The organism is Myxococcus llanfairpwllgwyngyllgogerychwyrndrobwllllantysiliogogogochensis (genome assembly GCF_006636215.1).
Lineage (GTDB): Bacteria > Myxococcota > Myxococcia > Myxococcales > Myxococcaceae > Myxococcus > Myxococcus llanfairpwllgwyngyllgogerychwyrndrobwllllantysiliogogogochensis.
Genome location: NZ_VIFM01000022.1, coordinates 59,367 through 76,376, shown reverse-complemented (window position 1 = coordinate 76,376; position 17,010 = coordinate 59,367). Strand labels below are relative to the sequence as shown.

Sequence of the window (17,010 nt, the reverse complement as noted above, 5' to 3'; positions counted from 1 at the left end):
CCCCCGACCCCCGACGACCCCCTGCCCTTCAACCGCGGGGACGCTTCTGCAAGGTGATTGCCAGCAGTCCTTCCGAAAGGCACTTCCCTCTGGGCGCGAGAGGGACCCCGGCCTGGGGGACGAGAAAGGTGTTCGTTCTCCTGAAAAAATCCCTGTCCACCAGCCAACGCTGGAGGAAAAACGACGCGCCCGGCCGGAAGGCAGACAGGCCTGTAGCGCTTCGAGCAGGCAGGTGGGCGTGGCGCGTGGCCCTCATCTGTCCTGGGGATGACAGGCGTCGTGAGGGACTCGGTTTCATCCTGGCGCGTGGACAAGGCGGGTGACGGGGCGGATGCGAACATCACGATTCGATGAAAAACACGAACATGCAACGAATTGGGTTTCGCGTGTCAGTGCTGGCGTGACGTGACGCTGGCCAAGATTTGACAGAGTTGAGTCAGTGATTGTCTGTCCATTCAGGCACCTTGCGTTGCGTTGAATCCAGCACAGCAGCCAAGGAGCCGTCCATGAACAGCATGAAGTGGGTGATGTCCGCCACGGTGGTTGCCATGTCGGTCGTGGGTTGTGGAGGTCAGTCCGGCGCGGGGGCTCAGACGGCCCAAGCGGTGGGGCAGAAGGCGTCGCTGGCCATTCCGAACTTCTATGGTTCGGACACGCTGAAGGAGGCCCTCATCGCGGCCAATATCGTCGCGGGCTCCGAGCTGAGCATCGAGGGCAAGGGGTCCGGCGTCGGCGAGGCCTGCCTGCGCAACGGAGTCGGCTCCAGCGGCTTCTGCAGCTCGGGGGCGCAGACGCTGGCCCCCATGTCGCGTGACTTCGCGGCGCCGAAGACGGCGTCGGGTGCGGCCTGTGTGAGCGGCACGGCGACGGGCGCCTGCTGCCCTGGCGAGCGCAGCAACACCATCGCCCTGGACGCGGTGAGCGCGTTCGTGAAGTCCACCCGCTTCGCCGCCTTGCCGGGCAGCGGCCTCACCACGGAGGAGCTGCGCCGCATCTTCTTCGCCACCGACAGCGCGGGCGTCGCCATCGCGAACGCGTGCCCGACCAACTGGACCGCGTTTGGCCAGCCGTCCGCCACCATCGTCAAGTACCGCCGCGATGACCTCTCCGGCACCACCGACACGTTCAAGTCGCTGCTCAAGGGCGGCACCTTCTGCCCTGGCATCACCGTCATCGTCGACGGCTCTGCCTCCAACCCCAGCCCCTGCACGTCCTCGGACAGCGCCACCACCTGCATCGGCAAGCTGGCGGAGAACGACAACAACGCCATCGGCTACGCCGGCGACTCGGCCACCCGGCTCGGCAATGCCAGGCTCTGGCTGAAGGCCGTGGCCCCCATCACCCCGACGACCAGCACCTATATCGAGCCCAGCGCAGTCAACGTGCGCAAACTGCTCCAGTCCGGCGCGACGGATGTCTATCCGCTCTCCCGCCGCATCTTCCTGAACGAGAACGTCAACCGCGCCAAGTCGTTCGAGGAGGCCGTCCTCTACGAGTGGATCTACAGCCCCACGGGTGCGGAAGAGTTCGAGGAGATCCTGACGCAGCAGGGCTTCATCGCGTGTGCACCTGAAGAGAACTTCACGCCGCTGGCCTGCGGCGGCGATGGCCAGGGCCGTGGCGCGGGGCTCTGCTCCGGTCCGTGATGTGAAGTCACGCTTCGACAACCGTTGTCACTGAATGCTTCGGGCCGGAGGGCACCTGTCTGCCTCTCCGGCCCGTCTCTCGTGGAGGGATGACCCTCCGTGCCCACCTGTGTCAGACGAAAGCCCCATCCACCATGCGCTCTCAGGTTCGCGTCCTGTTCCGTTCCTCGCTGTTGCTTCTCTCCACCTCCTGGCTCGGCGCTCCCGCGCTGGCGTCGGACCTCCACGCGGCACCCTGGGTGTGCCGTGATTCCCGTGGCGCCGTGGGCGACGTCGAGGAGATTTCCCTGCCCGCCGGCGCGGGCCCGCTGAGCATCGCCCTGGGGCCCGACCTGGCGCTCTGGTACACGCAGGCTGGCTCCGGAAGGATTGGCCGTTCCACCCGCGCGGGCGTCACCTCCGAGTTCGTCCTGCCCACCACCGGCGCGGGCGTGCAGCAGATTGCCTCCGGCTTCGATGGCAACCTCTGGTTCACCGAGCTGGCCGCCAACCAGATTGGCCGCATCACCCCGGCCGGCGTGGTGACGGAGTTCCCGCTGCCCAACCGGGGCGCCAGCCCGGCTGGCATCGCCGCGGGCCTGGACGGCAACGTCTGGTTCACGGAGGTCATTGGCAACCGCATCGGCCGCATCACCCCCTCGGGTGAAATCACCGAGTTCGCGCTGCCCACCGCCGCCGCCCAGCCGCGCGCCATCACCCAGGGGTTCGATGGAAATCTGTGGTTCGTCGAGCAGGCGACCAACAAGGTCGGCTCCATCTCCTTCGAGGGCGTCATCACCGAGTTCGCCCTGCTCACCGAGCGCTCCTCGCCGTCCTCCATCGTCGCGGGCCTGGATGGCAACCTCTGGTTCACCCAGCAGGCCGCCAACCAGATTGGCCGCATCACCCCGGACGGCGTGGTGACGGAGTTCCCGCTGCCCACCGCCGGAAGCCAGCCGAACGCCATCGCCCTGGGGCCGGATGGCCAGCTCTGGTTCACCCAGCTCGCGGGCAACCGCATTGGCCGCATCACCTACTCGGGCGCCATCACCGAGTTCGCCCTGCCCACGCCCGGCAGCCGCCCGTCTGGCATCGTCATCGCGCCTCCGGGCAACTGGTGCCTGGACGCGCATGTCTGGTTCACCGAGCGCGGCAGCCACAAGCTCGGGAAGCTGCGCGCCATCGCCGTTCCCTGACGTTCCGGGGCGTGACGATTCCGAGACAGACATACTTCCGGATGTGCGGGCTGTGTCTGATTTTGTTGCAAGGACTTGTCATTCCCTGTTGGAACCCGCGACTAGGGTGCACCCATCCTGGCAGGTCCTCCGTGTCTGACATGACGCGGGAGGCCTGGGGGCGACCACGGTGCATCCATAGGGATGCGGGAGGGACATCAACATGGGGATGACTCGGATGGGGCCTGCCCCAGGCCGCGTGCTGGTGGTGTGTCTGTCGTTCTTCCCCGCCTTGCTGGCATGTACGTCGGAGCTGGCGGGCGTGGTGGAGGTGCCCGTGGTGGTGCCTCCCTTCCAGCGCGGCTGCACCCCGGCGCGCTCCAGCGAGAAGATTCCCCTGCGGCGGGCCGCCACCCGGGAGCCGGTGACGGAGAACTTCGACAACCTGCTGGCGCGCGTGGGGACGCAGTGTGCCTCCTGCCACCTGCCTCCCAACATCCAAGGAGGCTTCCAGTACACGGCGGACCTGGAGGGCCTCAAACGCGACGGCGCGCGGATGGCCCTGAAAGCCTCTCAAGGAGAGATGCCGCCCAGGGCCTCACCCCAGCAACTCAAGGAGGCGGTGGAGCTGTCCTGCGCGCTCAATGCCTGGCTTGCCCGGGGCTCGCCGACAGGCACGTTCCCCGTCGTGTGCGAGGCCAGCTCGGAGGGCGGCGTCACGGTGGTGCGGGAGGTGGGCGACTCGATGACGGACGTGGGCCACTGCATTCCGCAGGTCGCCAAGGACTACCCGCTGGGAAGCGACCCGGAGAAGGACACCTTCTTCGCCGGGCTCACGAAGCTGCCCCGCTTCTTGTCGGAGACCGACAGCGACATCATGACGTTCGACGCGGACAGGCTCGCCAACCACGGCACCGTGGCCTTCGCGCCCACCTATCCGCTCTTCTCCGACAACGCCAAGAAGCTGCGACTGGTCCACGTGCCACAAGGACAGTCCATCCGGTACGACGAGCAGACGCAGAAGTTCCACATCCCGCCCAACACGCGCTTCTACAAGACGTTCTTCAAGTCGGTGACGGACCTCCAGGGTCAGCGGCGCTACCGGAAGATGGAGACGCGGCTCATCATCGTCCGCGAGCCCTGGAACCAATCGCTCTTCGGCACGTACCTCTGGAACGAGGACGAGACGGTGGCGGAGCTGCACGACCTGCGCTACCGCGACAACGAGCCCTTCTCCGACCGTGTGCTCGTCTACAAGGCGTATGAGATTGGCGGTGCCACGCGCAACTACGCGATTCCGGGCGCCCACCGGTGCGTCCAGTGCCACACCGGCTCCGAGGCCCAGAACTTCATCCTGGGCTTCACCCCCCTGCAGCTCAATCGCCGGGCCCCTGGCGAGGCCGGGGTGGATGCGAAGGCACTGATTGACGAGGACGAGCTGAATCAGATGGACCGGCTGGTGCGCTACGGCGTCATCACTGGCGTGCCCGCCTACCGCCAGTTGGAGGCGCTGGAGACGTCCCTGCCCCGGCTGGAACGCTTCGCCGAGGCGGCGCAGGCGGAGGCCCCTTCACCGGAGGCCCACAAGGCCACGCTGGAGCTGCAGGGCTACTTCGTCGGCAACTGCGGCCAGTGCCACAACCCCAACGGCTTCGCAGTGCGGAGCAACCCCGCCATCGCCTCGCTGGACTTCTCCGCGGGCGGCGTCCTCTTCGGCTGGAAGCCGTGCGGCGTGAAGGAGAGCAACGGCCAGCGTGTCTATGTGGACTGCGAGGTGAAGGACTACTCGCAGGACCTGCTCTTGCGCACGCCCTCCAGCACGCTCTACCAGCGCGTGGCTCGGGACACGGATGCTCGCGTCATCCACATGCCCACCAACGTGCCGGGCAAGGACTGCCGGGCCTCGCTGCTGGTGGCGCGCTACATCGCGGCGCTGGACTGGTCCGCCGACAAGCTCCTGGCCCCCGCCCAGCAGGCCGAGGCCCGCCAGGCGCGCCTGCGTCAGGCGGACACCGTCGTGGCTGGCGCGTGTACGGACCCCGCGGATGTGCAGTGGATCGCCGAGGACTTCACCGACAAGGTCCCCTACGAGCCGCGCAATCCCGCCTGGAGGGACGCCATCGGCCAGGGAGAGTTCGAGTACCTCATCCGATACGCCATCACCGAGCGGCACGAGCAGCTCGCCAGGAAGCTCTTCCCCACGAACTGGTGGTTGCCCAAGCGCACCTGTCGCTTCCCGCAGCGCGACAGTCCTCCGGCGGGGCATGACCCCTGGAATGACTCGCGCGACAAGTGGATGGTGAATGCGCTGGGCAATCCCCGGGCGCCCTGGGGCGAGCTCTACTACACGACGCCGGGCGCGACGGCCTTCCAGGGCATCTGCTCCAACTGCCACGGCCGCGTGGGAGATGGACAGACGGGCGCGGCGAAGGTGCTGGTGGCGCTCAATGGCGGTCGGGTGGCCAACCTCGTCGCCGGCCTGTTCGGCTCCAGGGATGGCGTCTCCCACCTGACGCGGTTCGACAGCATCAACCCGCACGGGGGCGCGCGCTACCTGGCGTACATGGCCTCCGGTGGGACGGCGGTCCAGTTCACTCCGGAATTCATGAGCGCGTGGATCAAATACGGAGAGGTGGACATCGACTTCTCCCCGCGCACGTCGGACTGGAGCAAGTGGGGCGCGAACATGCTGGGCGCCGGGCGCGGTGCCTGTGACCTCATCCGCACGGGCAACTTCGGCACGGCCTCCGCCGAGCCTCCGAGCGGCAACCGCAACGCCATTGGCGGCGTGCGCATGTGGGAAGAGGTCTGCTCGCTCGACAACCCGCTGACGGACGCGGTCCGGGCGGGTCAGGAGCCCGCGCTGGGTGAGTGGCTTCAGCGCGCGCAGTTCAACGTGGGGGTGATGGCGTACTTCTACCTGCGCGATGAGCTGTCCAAGGGACCGGGCGCCATCTACCCCCTGCGGACCGAGTGTGAGCGACAGGTGGCGCCATGAGTCGCGCCGTCCCTGTGAGTCCTTCAGCGAGTCGATTCCTCCGGAGCGTCAACGTGAAGAGAAACGTCCTGGGTTCGTGGCTGTTGATGGTGGGACTCGCCCTCGGGGTGGGCGTCACCGGTTGTGGAGACGATGACGAGGGGCCGCCGGACTCCGGGAGTGCCGACTCGGGATACGACGCCGGGCGGGACAGTGGAACCCCTCCGGGGGATGCGGGCTGTGACGGAGGGCAGGGTGGTTGCGACGGCGGCCATCCCCCCGTGGATGGCGGAGAGGACGGAGGTCCCACGCCGACGGATGGTGGAGAGGACGGGGGGCCCACTCCAACGGATGGTGGCGAGGACGCGGGCCCTCTCGACGCGGGCCCTCCCGATTTCCGAGCGCACGTGCGCTTCATCAATGCCTTCGTCGGATTGAAGAACAACCCCACCGACGTGGCGGATCGGCCGTGGGAGCCCTTCCACGTCACCCTGCGCGTGGGCGACGCGGAGCCCTTCCCGGTGGTGAAGGCAGGCGCGGCGGCCGTGTCGGAGTTCCAGGAGGTCATCCTGACGGGGCCCACCCAGAGCGTGCGCGTGGTGGCTCGGGACGCGGAAGGCACGTTGGAGGCCCCGGACCTCGCGGCCCTCGCGGAAGTCACCCTGGCGGATGACGAGTGGGTGACCGTCGTCGGTGCCGGCTCGCTGCTCCAGGTCGGGCAGGAGCGCCCGGACAAGCCCAGGCTCGTGGTGCTCAGGGACCATGCGTTGACCCTCTCCGCGCAGCCAGGGAATGTGCACGTGCGCTTCATGTCCGCGGACCGGGTCCTCTCGGCCTCGGCCAGGCGCCGCCTCGCGAACGAGGCGGGCGAACCTTACGAGAACAACAGCGTGGATGCGTACTCGGCGGATGTCGTCGAGCAAGGCGTTCTGGTCCCCGTCGACACGAAGCGCGTGGCTGTCATTGGAACCTCGCCCATCTTCGCGCCCGCCCAGAGCGGCTGGCTGTTCTACTCCCTGGCGGACGGGACGCTGACGGAGGGCAAGGCGTACTACGCCATCAACACCGGCGAGGACCGACGCACTCTCGCGGACGAAGGGGCTCCCGCGTTGTTGTTCGTGACCGCGAAGGAGAACACGGTCGCGCGCTTCCAGCGTGGCCCGCTCGTGTACTTGTTCAATGGCCTGCTGCCAGCCACCGTCGGAGGGACGACGCCGCAGCTCCAGGCCATCCGCGGTTCGTCGAACATCGCGACCGCCATGGCCTACGGCGCCGCGCCAAAGGTGGCGGACCTGCCGGTGTCGACCGCGGGCTTCTCGCTGCGCTTCACGGTGAATGGCCAGCCCGGGCAAGGGGTGCTGGAGGGCGCGGCCACAGGTCCCCTGGAGGCGGGTCGTCGCTACCTGGGCGTGCTGTGTGGCCGGGTGGTGGGCTCGCCCACGCTCACGGTCGTGAAGGACGAGTTCTCGGCGGAGGGCGCGCAGTCACCGTTCCTGCGCTTCATCCACTGCTCGGCCAGCTCGCCCACGCCGCTCACCTTCGGCTCCTATTCGTTCCAGGCCGACGGCTCCAGCCGGGAGGTCTTCACGCCGCTCTTCACGGGGGCGACCTTCGCCACGGCCACGCAGCCCGTCACGGGCGCGGCGTTCTCTCCGCCCGTGTCCACGACGACGCCGGTCTACACCTGGCTCGGCCTGAGGACCGCGGATGCGACGCCCATCGAGCGCACCATCCGGGGCCGCGTGCTGGGCACGCCCACCTTCCTCGTCCTCATCGGAGACTGGGAGAACACCCTCACGTACCGCGCCATCAACACCCGCGTGAATGCCTGGAGCCCGTCCGCGCCGAACGACCCGAGTTTCAGTCCGCTGCCGGCGCCATGAGCCGGAACGCCTGACGCTGAAAACACCGACGCCCGCTCGGGGCCTGTCCTGGCCACCGGCGGGCGTCGCGTGTTTCTGGAAACCCGGTGACGGGCCTTCCGGAGACTAGTTCACCTTGACCTGCAGCTCCTTGAGGACCTGGTCGCCGCGCATCACCGTCACGGTCCAGGTGCCGGGCTTGTTCAGTCGCACGCCTGTCCACTGCCGCGCGCGCCAGCCGTCGCCCTTGAGCTTCACGTCCTTCGTCTCGCGCACCACGGCGCCCTGCTTGGTCTGCACCATGACGTCCTCGTACGAGTCGCCCTGGGGCACCAGGTAGGCCTGCCACAGCATCACGGTGGTGTTCGCCTTGATGCCCTCGGCGCCGACCTCGGCGATGCACTCGTACTTGTTGGGGCCGTCCTTGGCCACCTCCGTACAGAGCTTGGCCTCCACCAGCACAGGACCTTGCTTCTGGCCGTTGTAGAAGTAGTTCCAGGTGTCACGCACCGCGTCGGCGCTCGGCGCCTTCGCGGGCTCCTTGGCCGGAGCCTCCGGCGCCGCGTCCTGCGCCAAGGCCAGCGACGACATCCCCAGCACCGCGCACACCATGCTCCGCGTCAGAAGCTTCTTCATGTTTCGGGGTCCCCTCGTTCGGTGAGTTCGAGCCGGCCTTCCCCGGCCGGCCTGGGCCCTGTGTAGCACGAAAGGCGCGGCCCTCGCCCAGCCTCACCCGAGCAGGAAGAAGGCCAGCGTCACCAGCGGCAGGTACACGAGGAAGGCCACCAGCAGGAAGCCGAGGATGTCCTTGAACTCGAGCCGCGCGACGGCCAGCAGCGGCAGCGCCCAGAAGGGCTGGATGAGGTCGGTGGCCATGTCGCCCCACGCATACGCGAGGACCACCTTCTCCGGCGCGACGCCCAGTCGACTGGCCGCGTCGAGGAGGTAGGGCGCCTCGATGGCCCACTTGGAGCCGCCCGAGGGGACGAAGTAGTTCACCACGCCGCTGTACAGATAGACGACGGCGGGGAACGTCTCCTTCGTGGACAGCGACACGAACAATTCGCCGATGCGGTCCGTGAGGCCCGTGGCCTTGAAGATGCCGTAGATGCCCGCGTAGAGCGGGAACTGGAGGACGATGCCGTGCAGCACGCTCCCGGCCTCCTCCGCCGCCTTGATGAGCCGCGCGGGGGTTCCGTGCAGCAGCACCGCGAGCACCAGGAAGGTGAAGTTCACCACGTTGAGGTTGAGCGCGCGCCAGCCGCCGTTCAGCCACAGGTAGCGGGAAAGCCACAGCAGGCCCAGCACGCCGAAGATGACGTTGAGCAGCCGCGCGTGGTCCAGCCAGATGGCCAGACTCTTCTCCGCGGGGCGCTCGGGCGGGACGAAGTCTCCGAGCTTCTCCAGCACGGCCGGGTCCACGCGCACCACGTGCTCGGGCTTGGGGTGCAGCGCCCATGCGAGCAGCGTGAGGCCGGCGACGACGGACACGGTGAGCCCCACGTTGAACGTGGAGAAGAGGGTCCGGTCGATGGGGATGAGGCCGATGCTCTTCTCCAGGAAGTGGCCCGGCGTGGCCACGAGCAGTGGCGCGGAGGCGGACAGGCCCGCGTGCCACGTCGCGCCCAGGCCGAAGTACGCGCACGCGACGAGCAGCCGGTAGTCCACGTCCGGCCTGCGCCGCGCGACGTAGCGCACCAGCATGGCGCTGGCGACCAGGGACAGGCCCCAGTTGATGTACGCCAGGGCCATGGAGACGAAGGCCATTAGCGCCACGGCGCCGCGTGGCGTGCGCGCCAGTCCGGAGACCTTCTCCAGGAGCGCGCGCACGGGCGTGGTGAGCGCCAGCAGGTAGCCGGTGAACATCACCAGCGCCATCTGCATGGAGAAGGTGAGCAGCTCCCAGAAGCCGCCGCCCCAGGCGTCGAGCACCTTGGGGGCGGGCGCGTCCGCCCAGCCCATGGCGAGCCCCATGGTGAGCAGGCTCAGCAGGACGGCGATGGAGAAGGCGCTGGGCACGAAGCGCGCGGAGAAGCGACCGAGGGCTTCGGCGATGCGGACGAGGGTCTCCACGCGGGCGGGCGCTCCTGGACGGTGTGCCCCTCGTTCTATGGCATCCCCGCACGCCGCGACCACTGTTGTCCGCGCGGCGCCTGACTCACCGCGCTACGGCTCGCCGCTGCCGCCGTACGCCTGGGTCTGCGCGTCGAGCTGCTCCCACGTGGACTGGGCCTGCTCCTGTTCCGTGATGTTCGCGTCCACCTGGTCCCCAGCGTCCCGAGCCTTGGCGCGTGCCTCCTCGAGATTCCGCGCGAGTTCATCGCCATCCACCTGCTGTGCTCGGACGTCTCCGGTGCGCTGGAGGGTGAGGAAGCGGGTCTGCGCCAGCTCCGCGTTCGCGACATCGCGCTCGCGCTCCCGCACCTGCACCACCGACTCGCGCGTGGTGACGGTCTTCTCATTCAGGGCCGTCTCCGCCTTCGCTGCGGCGAGCTCCGTGTTGGCCTGCGCCAGGTCGTTCTGCGCCAGGTCGATGGCGTCCGCCTGCCCCGTCTCCTGGGCCGCCGACAGCGCATCCACCGAGGCCTGCTGACGAGCCTCCGCGGCCTGCTCGCGCCCCTGCGCCACCTGCAGGTCTCGCTTGCCGTCCTCCACGGACACGTTCGCCCGCTCCTGTTGTTCCTCCGCCGTGCTCACGACGAGCTGCGCCTGACGCACGTCATCCATCTGGTCGGGAGGCACCCTCGCCATCCAGGAGTCCTCCACCTTCGCGGTCTCCACCTTCTTGTGGGAGTGGCTGGAGCTACAGCCACCTCCCAGCCCGAGAAGGAGGGCCGCGGCGACTCCTCCCAGCACTCTTCGTCTGCTCACCTGTCTCATGATGACCCCTCCGATTCCACGTGGCCTCTGGTTGACGGTAGGCACGTCCGCGAGTGATGCCAGACACCCCTCGCGCATTGGCACGCGGCAGGGAGGCGGGCGCCTTCGGGGTCACCTGTTTCCTGGAGCGGTCCTCAATCCCCAGGAATGGAATGAGGCGGAGAGCGACGAGTAGCGCCCCGGCGCGATGGGTGGATGCGCGAGCACGGAGGGCCACAGGCCGCTCACGCAGAGGAGGGCGACCAGCGTCAGCATCGTCCAGCGCTCGCGGGGCAGGAGGTCCTCGGTGCAGGCAGGCGTGCTGGGGACTCGGCGTGGGCCCAGGAAGGCGCGCTGGAAGGCTCGCAGGAGCGTGATGGCATTGAGCGCGAGCGCCGGCAGCAGCGGCAGCGCGAGCAGGGGGTGTGCTCCGAGCGTGTCTCGAAGGAGGAGGTCCTCGCTCACGAAGCCGAGCGTGCCCGGGAAGCCCAGGGCGGCGAGGCCGAGCAGCAGGAAGACCGTGGCCATGCGTGGCGCTCGGACCGTGAGCCCGCTGCGTGGGTCCAGGTTCGTGGTGCCCGTGCGCGCCTCGATGGCGCGGACGACGAGCTCCAGGCCCGTGAAGGTGAGGCCCATGGACAGACATTGGAGCCAGGCCCCGGGGAGCCCGGTGGGACCACCCAGCGTCACGCCCGCGAGCAGCAGGCCGGACTGACTCACGAGGAGGAAGGCCAACATGCGGCGCAGGTCTGTCTGGACGAGCGCGAGCAGCGCGCCGTAGAGCGCGGCGCCGGCTCCCAGGCTTCCCAGCGCGGGAGCCACGGTGGCCCACTCCTCGGGCAGGAGCGGTCGGATGACTTGTGTCAGCAACTGGAGGCTCGCGGCGAGGTTCATCCAGAGGACGCCGACGCAGAGGGGGCCTCGGGTCATCAGGACGGGCAGCCAGGAATGGAAGGGCACCACCGCCAGTCGCGCGCAGACGCTCACGAGGAGCAGCGTGCAGAGTCCCATGCGCCAGCCGTGAGGGAGGTCTCTGACCAGCGAGTCTCGCGGTGTTGCTACTCCCGTGTGCCAGCTCAGCAGCCCCACCAGCGCCACGGCCAGCATGAGGGGCAGGGTGCCTGCGAGCAGGTACGCGCGGACCGGGCGCCAGGCTCGTCCTTCGCGAGCGAGCTGTGCCGCCAGAGGGGCGGCCATGGCGAGGAAGAAGCCGAGTCGGAGCGGCAGGTCGCGTGCACAGAAGAAGCCCAGGGTGGCGCTCTCGGTGACGAGCAGTGCGGTGAGGAACCGCTGGCCGGAGGAGTGGCGGGGGCTCGCGACGATGGTGACGAGGGTGAGCAGCGCGGTGAGTGGCAGCGCGAGCGCGCCCGCATCGTCCACGCCAAGGTGCCAGGTCACGCCGAGCCAGGGCGCCGTGACTCCGGAGGCAGGTGTCTCGCTTCCCGCGTTGAGCAGCGCCGCGATGGCGAGCCCCAGGGTGAGGGCCGCGGTGCCCGTGGCGGTGATGCGGGCCAACGTGTGTTGACGCGGCACCGTGAGGAACAAGGCGCCCACGAGAGGGAGTGACACCAGGAGGGTCAGGAGAAGCGTCGGGCTCATGCGGCCCCCGGGGTGGGATTGCTCGATGCGGACTCGGTGGGACGCGACGCGGGTTGGACGGGAACCGGGCGTGGTGCTCCGGCATCGAGCACGTCCATCCAGCGGCGCTCTGCTTCATCCAACCGGTGCCCCAGGCGCAGCACGGGCTTCACCAGCCAGCGTTCCGTCAGGACCTCGAGCGCGAAGCGCTCCAGTGCGAAGCGGTAGAGCCTCGTGGGTAGCCACCTGTGGACCGTGACGATGGAGGGTGCCCGTGTGTCTCGGAGCGCCGCGCGCCGTGCCTGGACATCCCTCAGGGCGGAAGGTGCTCGGAGGAGTTGAAGACAGCGCAAACAGGCATGTGCCACCAGATGGAACAGCGCGAGCGTGTACAGCCCGAGGCCCACCTCCGCGAACATCAAGCCCACCTGCGTCAGCACGCCATACGCCAACGCGCTCTTCACATCTGTCTGCACCCGCCACACCAGGGTGGCGTGAAGGGCCGTGAGCAATCCGACCAGCACCAGCGCTCCCCTGGCCAGGGGTGCCTGCTCCAGCAGCGGTGCCGCGCGCAGCAGCAGATATGGGCCCGCGTGCACGGAGAGCGCTCCGTAGAACAGCGCGCTGGACGGCGTAGGGCCCTCCATGGCCCGAGGCAGCCAGCCACTGAAGGGGAACTGCGCCGACTTCCCCATGGCCGCCAGCACCAGACACAGGCTCAGCGTCGTCGACGGAATCGCGGAGAGGTGAGTCCACTCGGTCGTGCCGGCGAGGTGATGCAGCCACACCAGCCCTGCCAGCAGGCCCACGTCACAGAGTCGATAGGTGCCAAAGGCGCGGAGCCCCGCGCTCAGTGGCGCGGCCCGTTCATGGAAGAAGCCGATGAGCAGCGCCGACGCGAGCCCCACCCACTCCCAGCCCACGAACAACATGTCGAGGCTGCCGCCTTCCACCAGCAACAACATCCCCGAGGAGAACATCGCGAGTAGCAGGAAGAACCGCGCGAAGCCCGGCTCTCGATGCAGGTAGCTCACCGAGAAGCGGCCGATGAGCAGGGTGAGGGTGCTCGTCAGCAGCATCATCGTCGCCGACAACCGGTCAATGTGGAGCGTCACCTCGAAGCTCGACTCACCCGAGGAGAACCACGGGCCCAGGCTCACCTGCACGTCCCCGGGTTGAGAGCGCCAGTGGAGGACCGTGGCCACCGCACACGCCAGTGACAGCCACAGCGCCCCCAGTACCCAGCGCGCCATCCAGCGTTCGCTGGGAGCGCGGTGGAGCAGCATCACCGCTCCAAGGATGAAGAAGGCGAGCAGGGGACTCAGCGGCACCGCCGCCGCGAGCCAGTCCACGGGAAGCTCAGGGAGCGGCATGACGGTCTTCTCCGAAGGAGCGCGGCGCGAGAATGAGGGCAGGGGGCAGGAAGTCGCGGTGGCCTCGGTACCAGTGGGGCGAGGAGGCCACCTCCGGCAACGATGTCTCCGGTGTCGCGAGCCACTGGAACCCGGAGGGCGTGAAGCGATGCTGCGCGCCCGTCATCGGGTCCACGCTCACGAGCTGCACCCACTGATGATGGATGAGCTCGTGGAGCGCGGGCTGTCGCGCGAGGATGGCCGACAGCACCGAGGTGCTCGCCTCGACAACGAGGAGCAATCGCATCGGCTCGTGGATTTCAATCATCTGCCGAGGCAACCCCGTGCGCAGGTCACTCTCTGTGCCGTCCATCACTCCGAGCAGGCCCGTGAGGTTGTGGGGCAGCTTGGTGCCGCAGCCGTAGCGCTCGTTGTCGACGCAGGAGAAGTAGTACTCCAGGCTGATGCCCGCGCCGACGGGGCCCGCCGCCAGGAGGATGCGCTCGACGATTTCGCCGCTCGCGTCCCGCGTCGGGTCGTAGGAGATGAGGAACGCCCTCCGGTCCAGGAACAGACCTCGCGTGAGCGCACGACGGCCCACGATGCAGGAGGCGATGGTGACATGCCCCAGCTCGGGCCGGGGCTGACCCAGGTCCTCCGCGCGAGCCTCGACATGCCGGAGCGCCGCGGAGGTGGACAGTCCGAGGGGCGCGGACTCGAAGCGCCGACAGCGCTCCTGGGCTGACAGTGCGCGGGCCCGGTCCAACGCGGCACGCAGCGCGGACAGCTCACAGTGGAGGGCTTCGGGGAGGGCCTCGGTGTCGTGGAGGCACACTTCATCGGTGGTGGTGTTGTGCAGCCCTCCGATGAACCAGGTGGTGTCCGGGATGTGAAGGCCGCGCTCCCGGAGCCTCGCGCGGACCTCCGGACGGTTGGCCATCTCCGCGAAGAGTCGTGCGTTCGGTCCTCCGTGCCGACCGCCACACGCGCCGCAGTCATAGGCCGCCTGATGGGGATTGTTGACGCTCGCCGCCCCATGGCCGAGCACCACCACCAACGGCGCGAAGTCCTTCACCAGTCCCAGGCTCTCCAGCGACGCGGCCACGCGCGCCGCCTTCTCGTCGAGGGTGAAGCCCAGGGGCTTGAGCGTGGGTGAGGGACGGTGGGTGGTTGGCTCGCGCAGGCTCGTGAGTCGAGTGGGCGGCCTGGGAAGGAGTGTCGCGGAGAAGGTCCTCCGCAGCCCGCCCAGTGCGCGTGGAAAGAGGAGCTGCCAGGGCAGGAGCAGCGCGGACAGCAGGCCGAGCAGCGGCACGAGCAACCAGGAGACCTCCAGGGCGTGGGTGCCCTGCTGCAACGTCTGGTCGAGGCGTGCCCACAGCCCTCGTCTCCTGACTCGGATTTCCGCGAGGGGTTGGTGCTCCGGTCGCGCTTGTTCTTCCACGACGTGTGCCGGGGTGACGACCACCGGGCACAGCGGGACGTGGCCCGCGTCGTCCAGTCCCCGGTAGTCGAAGGCCACACCGAAGAAGCCCGCGATGCCGAAGGTCTCGTGTCGCGCGTCCAGTTCCTCGAAGTGGCGGCGAAAGGACTCCTCGCGGTCGTCCATGCAGAACATCACCTGGAAGCGAGGTGCCGTCACCGTGCGCTCGGACTCCGGGCGGAGGCGGTTGCGCGCGAGACCTCGACAGACCTCTCTTCGGTAGTGATGCTCGTACGCCGCTTGCCACACGCGTTGGCGCGCGCTGGCATCGAAGGCTTCCAGCCACGTGAGCAACTCGTGTCGGGCTCGGAGGGGAAGCTCGGCCACGTCCATCGCGGACAGGCCCATGAGCTGAGCCCACTGGAAGAGTCGCCAGCTTCCCTCCACTGTCGAGCGCGCTGAAGCCCGCGTGGACTCGATGGTGCGTCTCGCGGCCTCCGCCAGTCCCGACAGGGGACCTGTGTAGTCGAGTCGCTGCCTCGCCACCTCGCGCAGTGCATGTCGTTCCAGGGTGAGCCGCACCGCGACGAAGTCCATCAGCCGCGCGGGTGGTGCTCCACTGGGGCGGTCCCCGGGGTGGTGCTCCAGTCGATGAAACATCCCCGCCCAGCCCGGCAGCGCGAGCAGCACGCGGACGAGATAGGGCTCCCAGTCGGCGTCGGGAACACCCAGCGCGTCGAGTGCCTCCAGTACGGCATCCTCTGGCGCGAGTGACGGTTCGTCTTCCAGTCCCTCCAGCCAGTCCGGTGCGGCGCCGAGCCCATCGCGCGTCATCGACCTCCACGCCGCGAGGAAGCCGTACTCCCGGCTCGGCAGGTTCCAGTGCGAGAGGCCTTCGTCCAGGAAGGCCGCGCAGGCACGGATGAGCAGGGGATGAAGCAGGTCATTCACATCCTCTCCCGTGGCCTCGCACAGCAACTCGCGGTGGCTGCGCACTTCTGTCAGCGGAGGCTTGTCGTGTCCCTTGCTCGTCAGCAGCGGCGTGCGGCAACTGGACCAGAGGGCGCTCACCGCGAAGGGCTCGGGATTGGTCTCCATGCGCTCACGGAGTGAGCCCAGGCTCCCATTACCTCCGAAGGCCGAGGCCAACGCCGAAGTGACACAGGACGCCTCCGCGCTCAGCCAGTCTTCCCTCGTGAACGAGGTCTCTCCGTCGAGCAGGGCGGAGACCCGGTCGACATATGCGCTCGCACAGGCTGCGGGGATGCCCAGCAGTCGCAGCGCCACGTCCACGGGAAGAGGACGGGGGACGTGGCTCGCCACTGCGCGAACGGTGGACTCCACGTCGGGACCGAGCAGCGCGCACGCCAGCTCCGTCATCGTCCAGCCTCGTCCCACCCGGTCCATCCAGATGCGCAGCCCCTGGGCTGAGCGCTCCAGCAGCGCGTGACGCGTCGTCGGAGAGAGGTCCGCTCGAAGGCGGTAAGCGGCGGAGTGCTCCTCCAGCTTCCAGCGCAGTGACGCCTCCGACTCCACTTCCACGGGGTGGAGCAGGGCGAGCCGCATCAGCTCCATGGGGGCGCGTGGCGGCAAGCCTCCCAGCACCGATTGCGCGTCCCGTAAAAGTCTCGACGCAGGTGCGCGTGCGTCTCGCCGCGCGGCCGGTGCCAGGCCTGGCTCAAGGGTGAAGTGGACAGCCTGTTCTGTTGGGGCCGCGACCGCCTGCGCCGAGCATGGCTCGTCGGTAAAGAAGGCACTCCATTTCGTTGAGTCCGCTTGCTCGGCGGGAGCCGCGTCCTGCGCCGTGAATGCTGCGCTCTGTCTCTCCGCATCGGCGGAGAAAGGACATGGTGGCACGCGGTGCTCGGGCTCCGCGAGCACCGCTCGCAAGTCCTCGTCGGTGATGCGGCCTCGCCGGTACAGCTCGAGAAAGCGCGCCTCGGACAGATATCCCTCCGCGCCGAACGTCTTGCTCGCGGTGGCCACCGCCTCGTGGAACGGGAGGTGTTGATACGCGTGCAGCGTGTTGTGGTGCACGAACACACCGATGGGACCCTGCGCGGGAAGGACGTGGCTGGCGCGGGCCAGCGCGGCGCGCAGCCTTGAACCCCGGTCCTCCGGGGACGGGGACGAAGTGGGACAGGGAGCGTGGCTCATGGTGT

The 17,010-nt window shown here is 68.5% G+C and carries 10 protein-coding genes; 4 read left to right on the top strand and 6 right to left on the bottom strand.

Translation table 11 applies throughout. The features are described 5' to 3' along the window. The first annotated feature begins 506 nt into the window (after window positions 1–506). The 4 genes from FJV41_RS08075 to FJV41_RS08060 all read left to right on the top strand — a co-directional run bounded on the left by FJV41_RS08075 (window position 507) and on the right by FJV41_RS08060 (window position 7,660). Window positions 507–1,646, top strand: a complete 1,140-nt coding sequence (locus FJV41_RS08075) for a type 2 periplasmic-binding domain-containing protein (protein WP_141641839.1) — start codon at window positions 507–509, stop codon at window positions 1,644–1,646. Window positions 1,647–1,780: 134 nt separating this feature from the next. Continuing rightward, entirely contained in the window at window positions 1,781–2,821 is a 1,041-nt protein-coding gene (locus FJV41_RS08070; RefSeq protein ID WP_220137839.1) for a Vgb family protein, read from the top strand. A 217-nt stretch (window positions 2,822–3,038) separates the two neighbouring features. Then, entirely contained in the window at window positions 3,039–5,798 is a 2,760-nt protein-coding gene (locus FJV41_RS08065; RefSeq protein WP_246137082.1) for a hypothetical protein, read from the top strand. Window positions 5,799–5,851: 53 nt separating this feature from the next. Continuing rightward, window positions 5,852–7,660: a DUF4397 domain-containing protein gene (locus FJV41_RS08060; protein WP_246137081.1), complete on the top strand. Its 1,809-nt coding sequence runs from the start codon at window positions 5,852–5,854 to the stop codon at window positions 7,658–7,660. Window positions 7,661–7,765: 105 nt separating this feature from the next. On the opposite strand, the gene FJV41_RS08055 is transcribed toward FJV41_RS08060, so the two are convergent. The 6 genes from FJV41_RS08055 to FJV41_RS08030 form a co-directional block, all read right to left on the bottom strand. After that, the gene (locus FJV41_RS08055; protein ID WP_141641836.1) at window positions 7,766–8,275 is read right to left on the bottom strand and encodes a hypothetical protein; all 510 of its coding nucleotides are present in this window, start codon (window positions 8,273–8,275) and stop codon (window positions 7,766–7,768) included. A gap of 93 nt (window positions 8,276–8,368) precedes the next feature. Further along, window positions 8,369–9,712 (bottom strand): short-chain fatty acid transporter, encoded by a 1,344-nt coding sequence (locus FJV41_RS08050; RefSeq protein ID WP_141641835.1) that lies wholly within the window; start codon window positions 9,710–9,712, stop codon window positions 8,369–8,371. Window positions 9,713–9,805: 93 nt separating this feature from the next. After that, complete coding sequence (locus FJV41_RS08045; RefSeq protein WP_141641834.1) at window positions 9,806–10,519, bottom strand: hypothetical protein; 714 nt, start codon at window positions 10,517–10,519, stop codon at window positions 9,806–9,808. A gap of 111 nt (window positions 10,520–10,630) precedes the next feature. After that, window positions 10,631–12,097 (bottom strand): proton-conducting transporter transmembrane domain-containing protein, encoded by a 1,467-nt coding sequence (locus FJV41_RS08040; RefSeq protein WP_141641833.1) that lies wholly within the window; start codon window positions 12,095–12,097, stop codon window positions 10,631–10,633. Then, window positions 12,094–13,449, bottom strand: a complete 1,356-nt coding sequence (locus FJV41_RS08035) for an NADH-quinone oxidoreductase subunit 5 family protein (RefSeq protein WP_141641832.1) — start codon at window positions 13,447–13,449, stop codon at window positions 12,094–12,096. Before FJV41_RS08035 ends, FJV41_RS08040 begins: the two co-directional genes overlap by 4 nt. Then, window positions 13,436–17,005 (bottom strand): DUF2309 domain-containing protein, encoded by a 3,570-nt coding sequence (locus tag FJV41_RS08030; protein ID WP_141641831.1) that lies wholly within the window; start codon window positions 17,003–17,005, stop codon window positions 13,436–13,438. Before FJV41_RS08030 ends, FJV41_RS08035 begins: the two co-directional genes overlap by 14 nt. Window positions 17,006–17,010 lie beyond the last annotated feature (5 nt).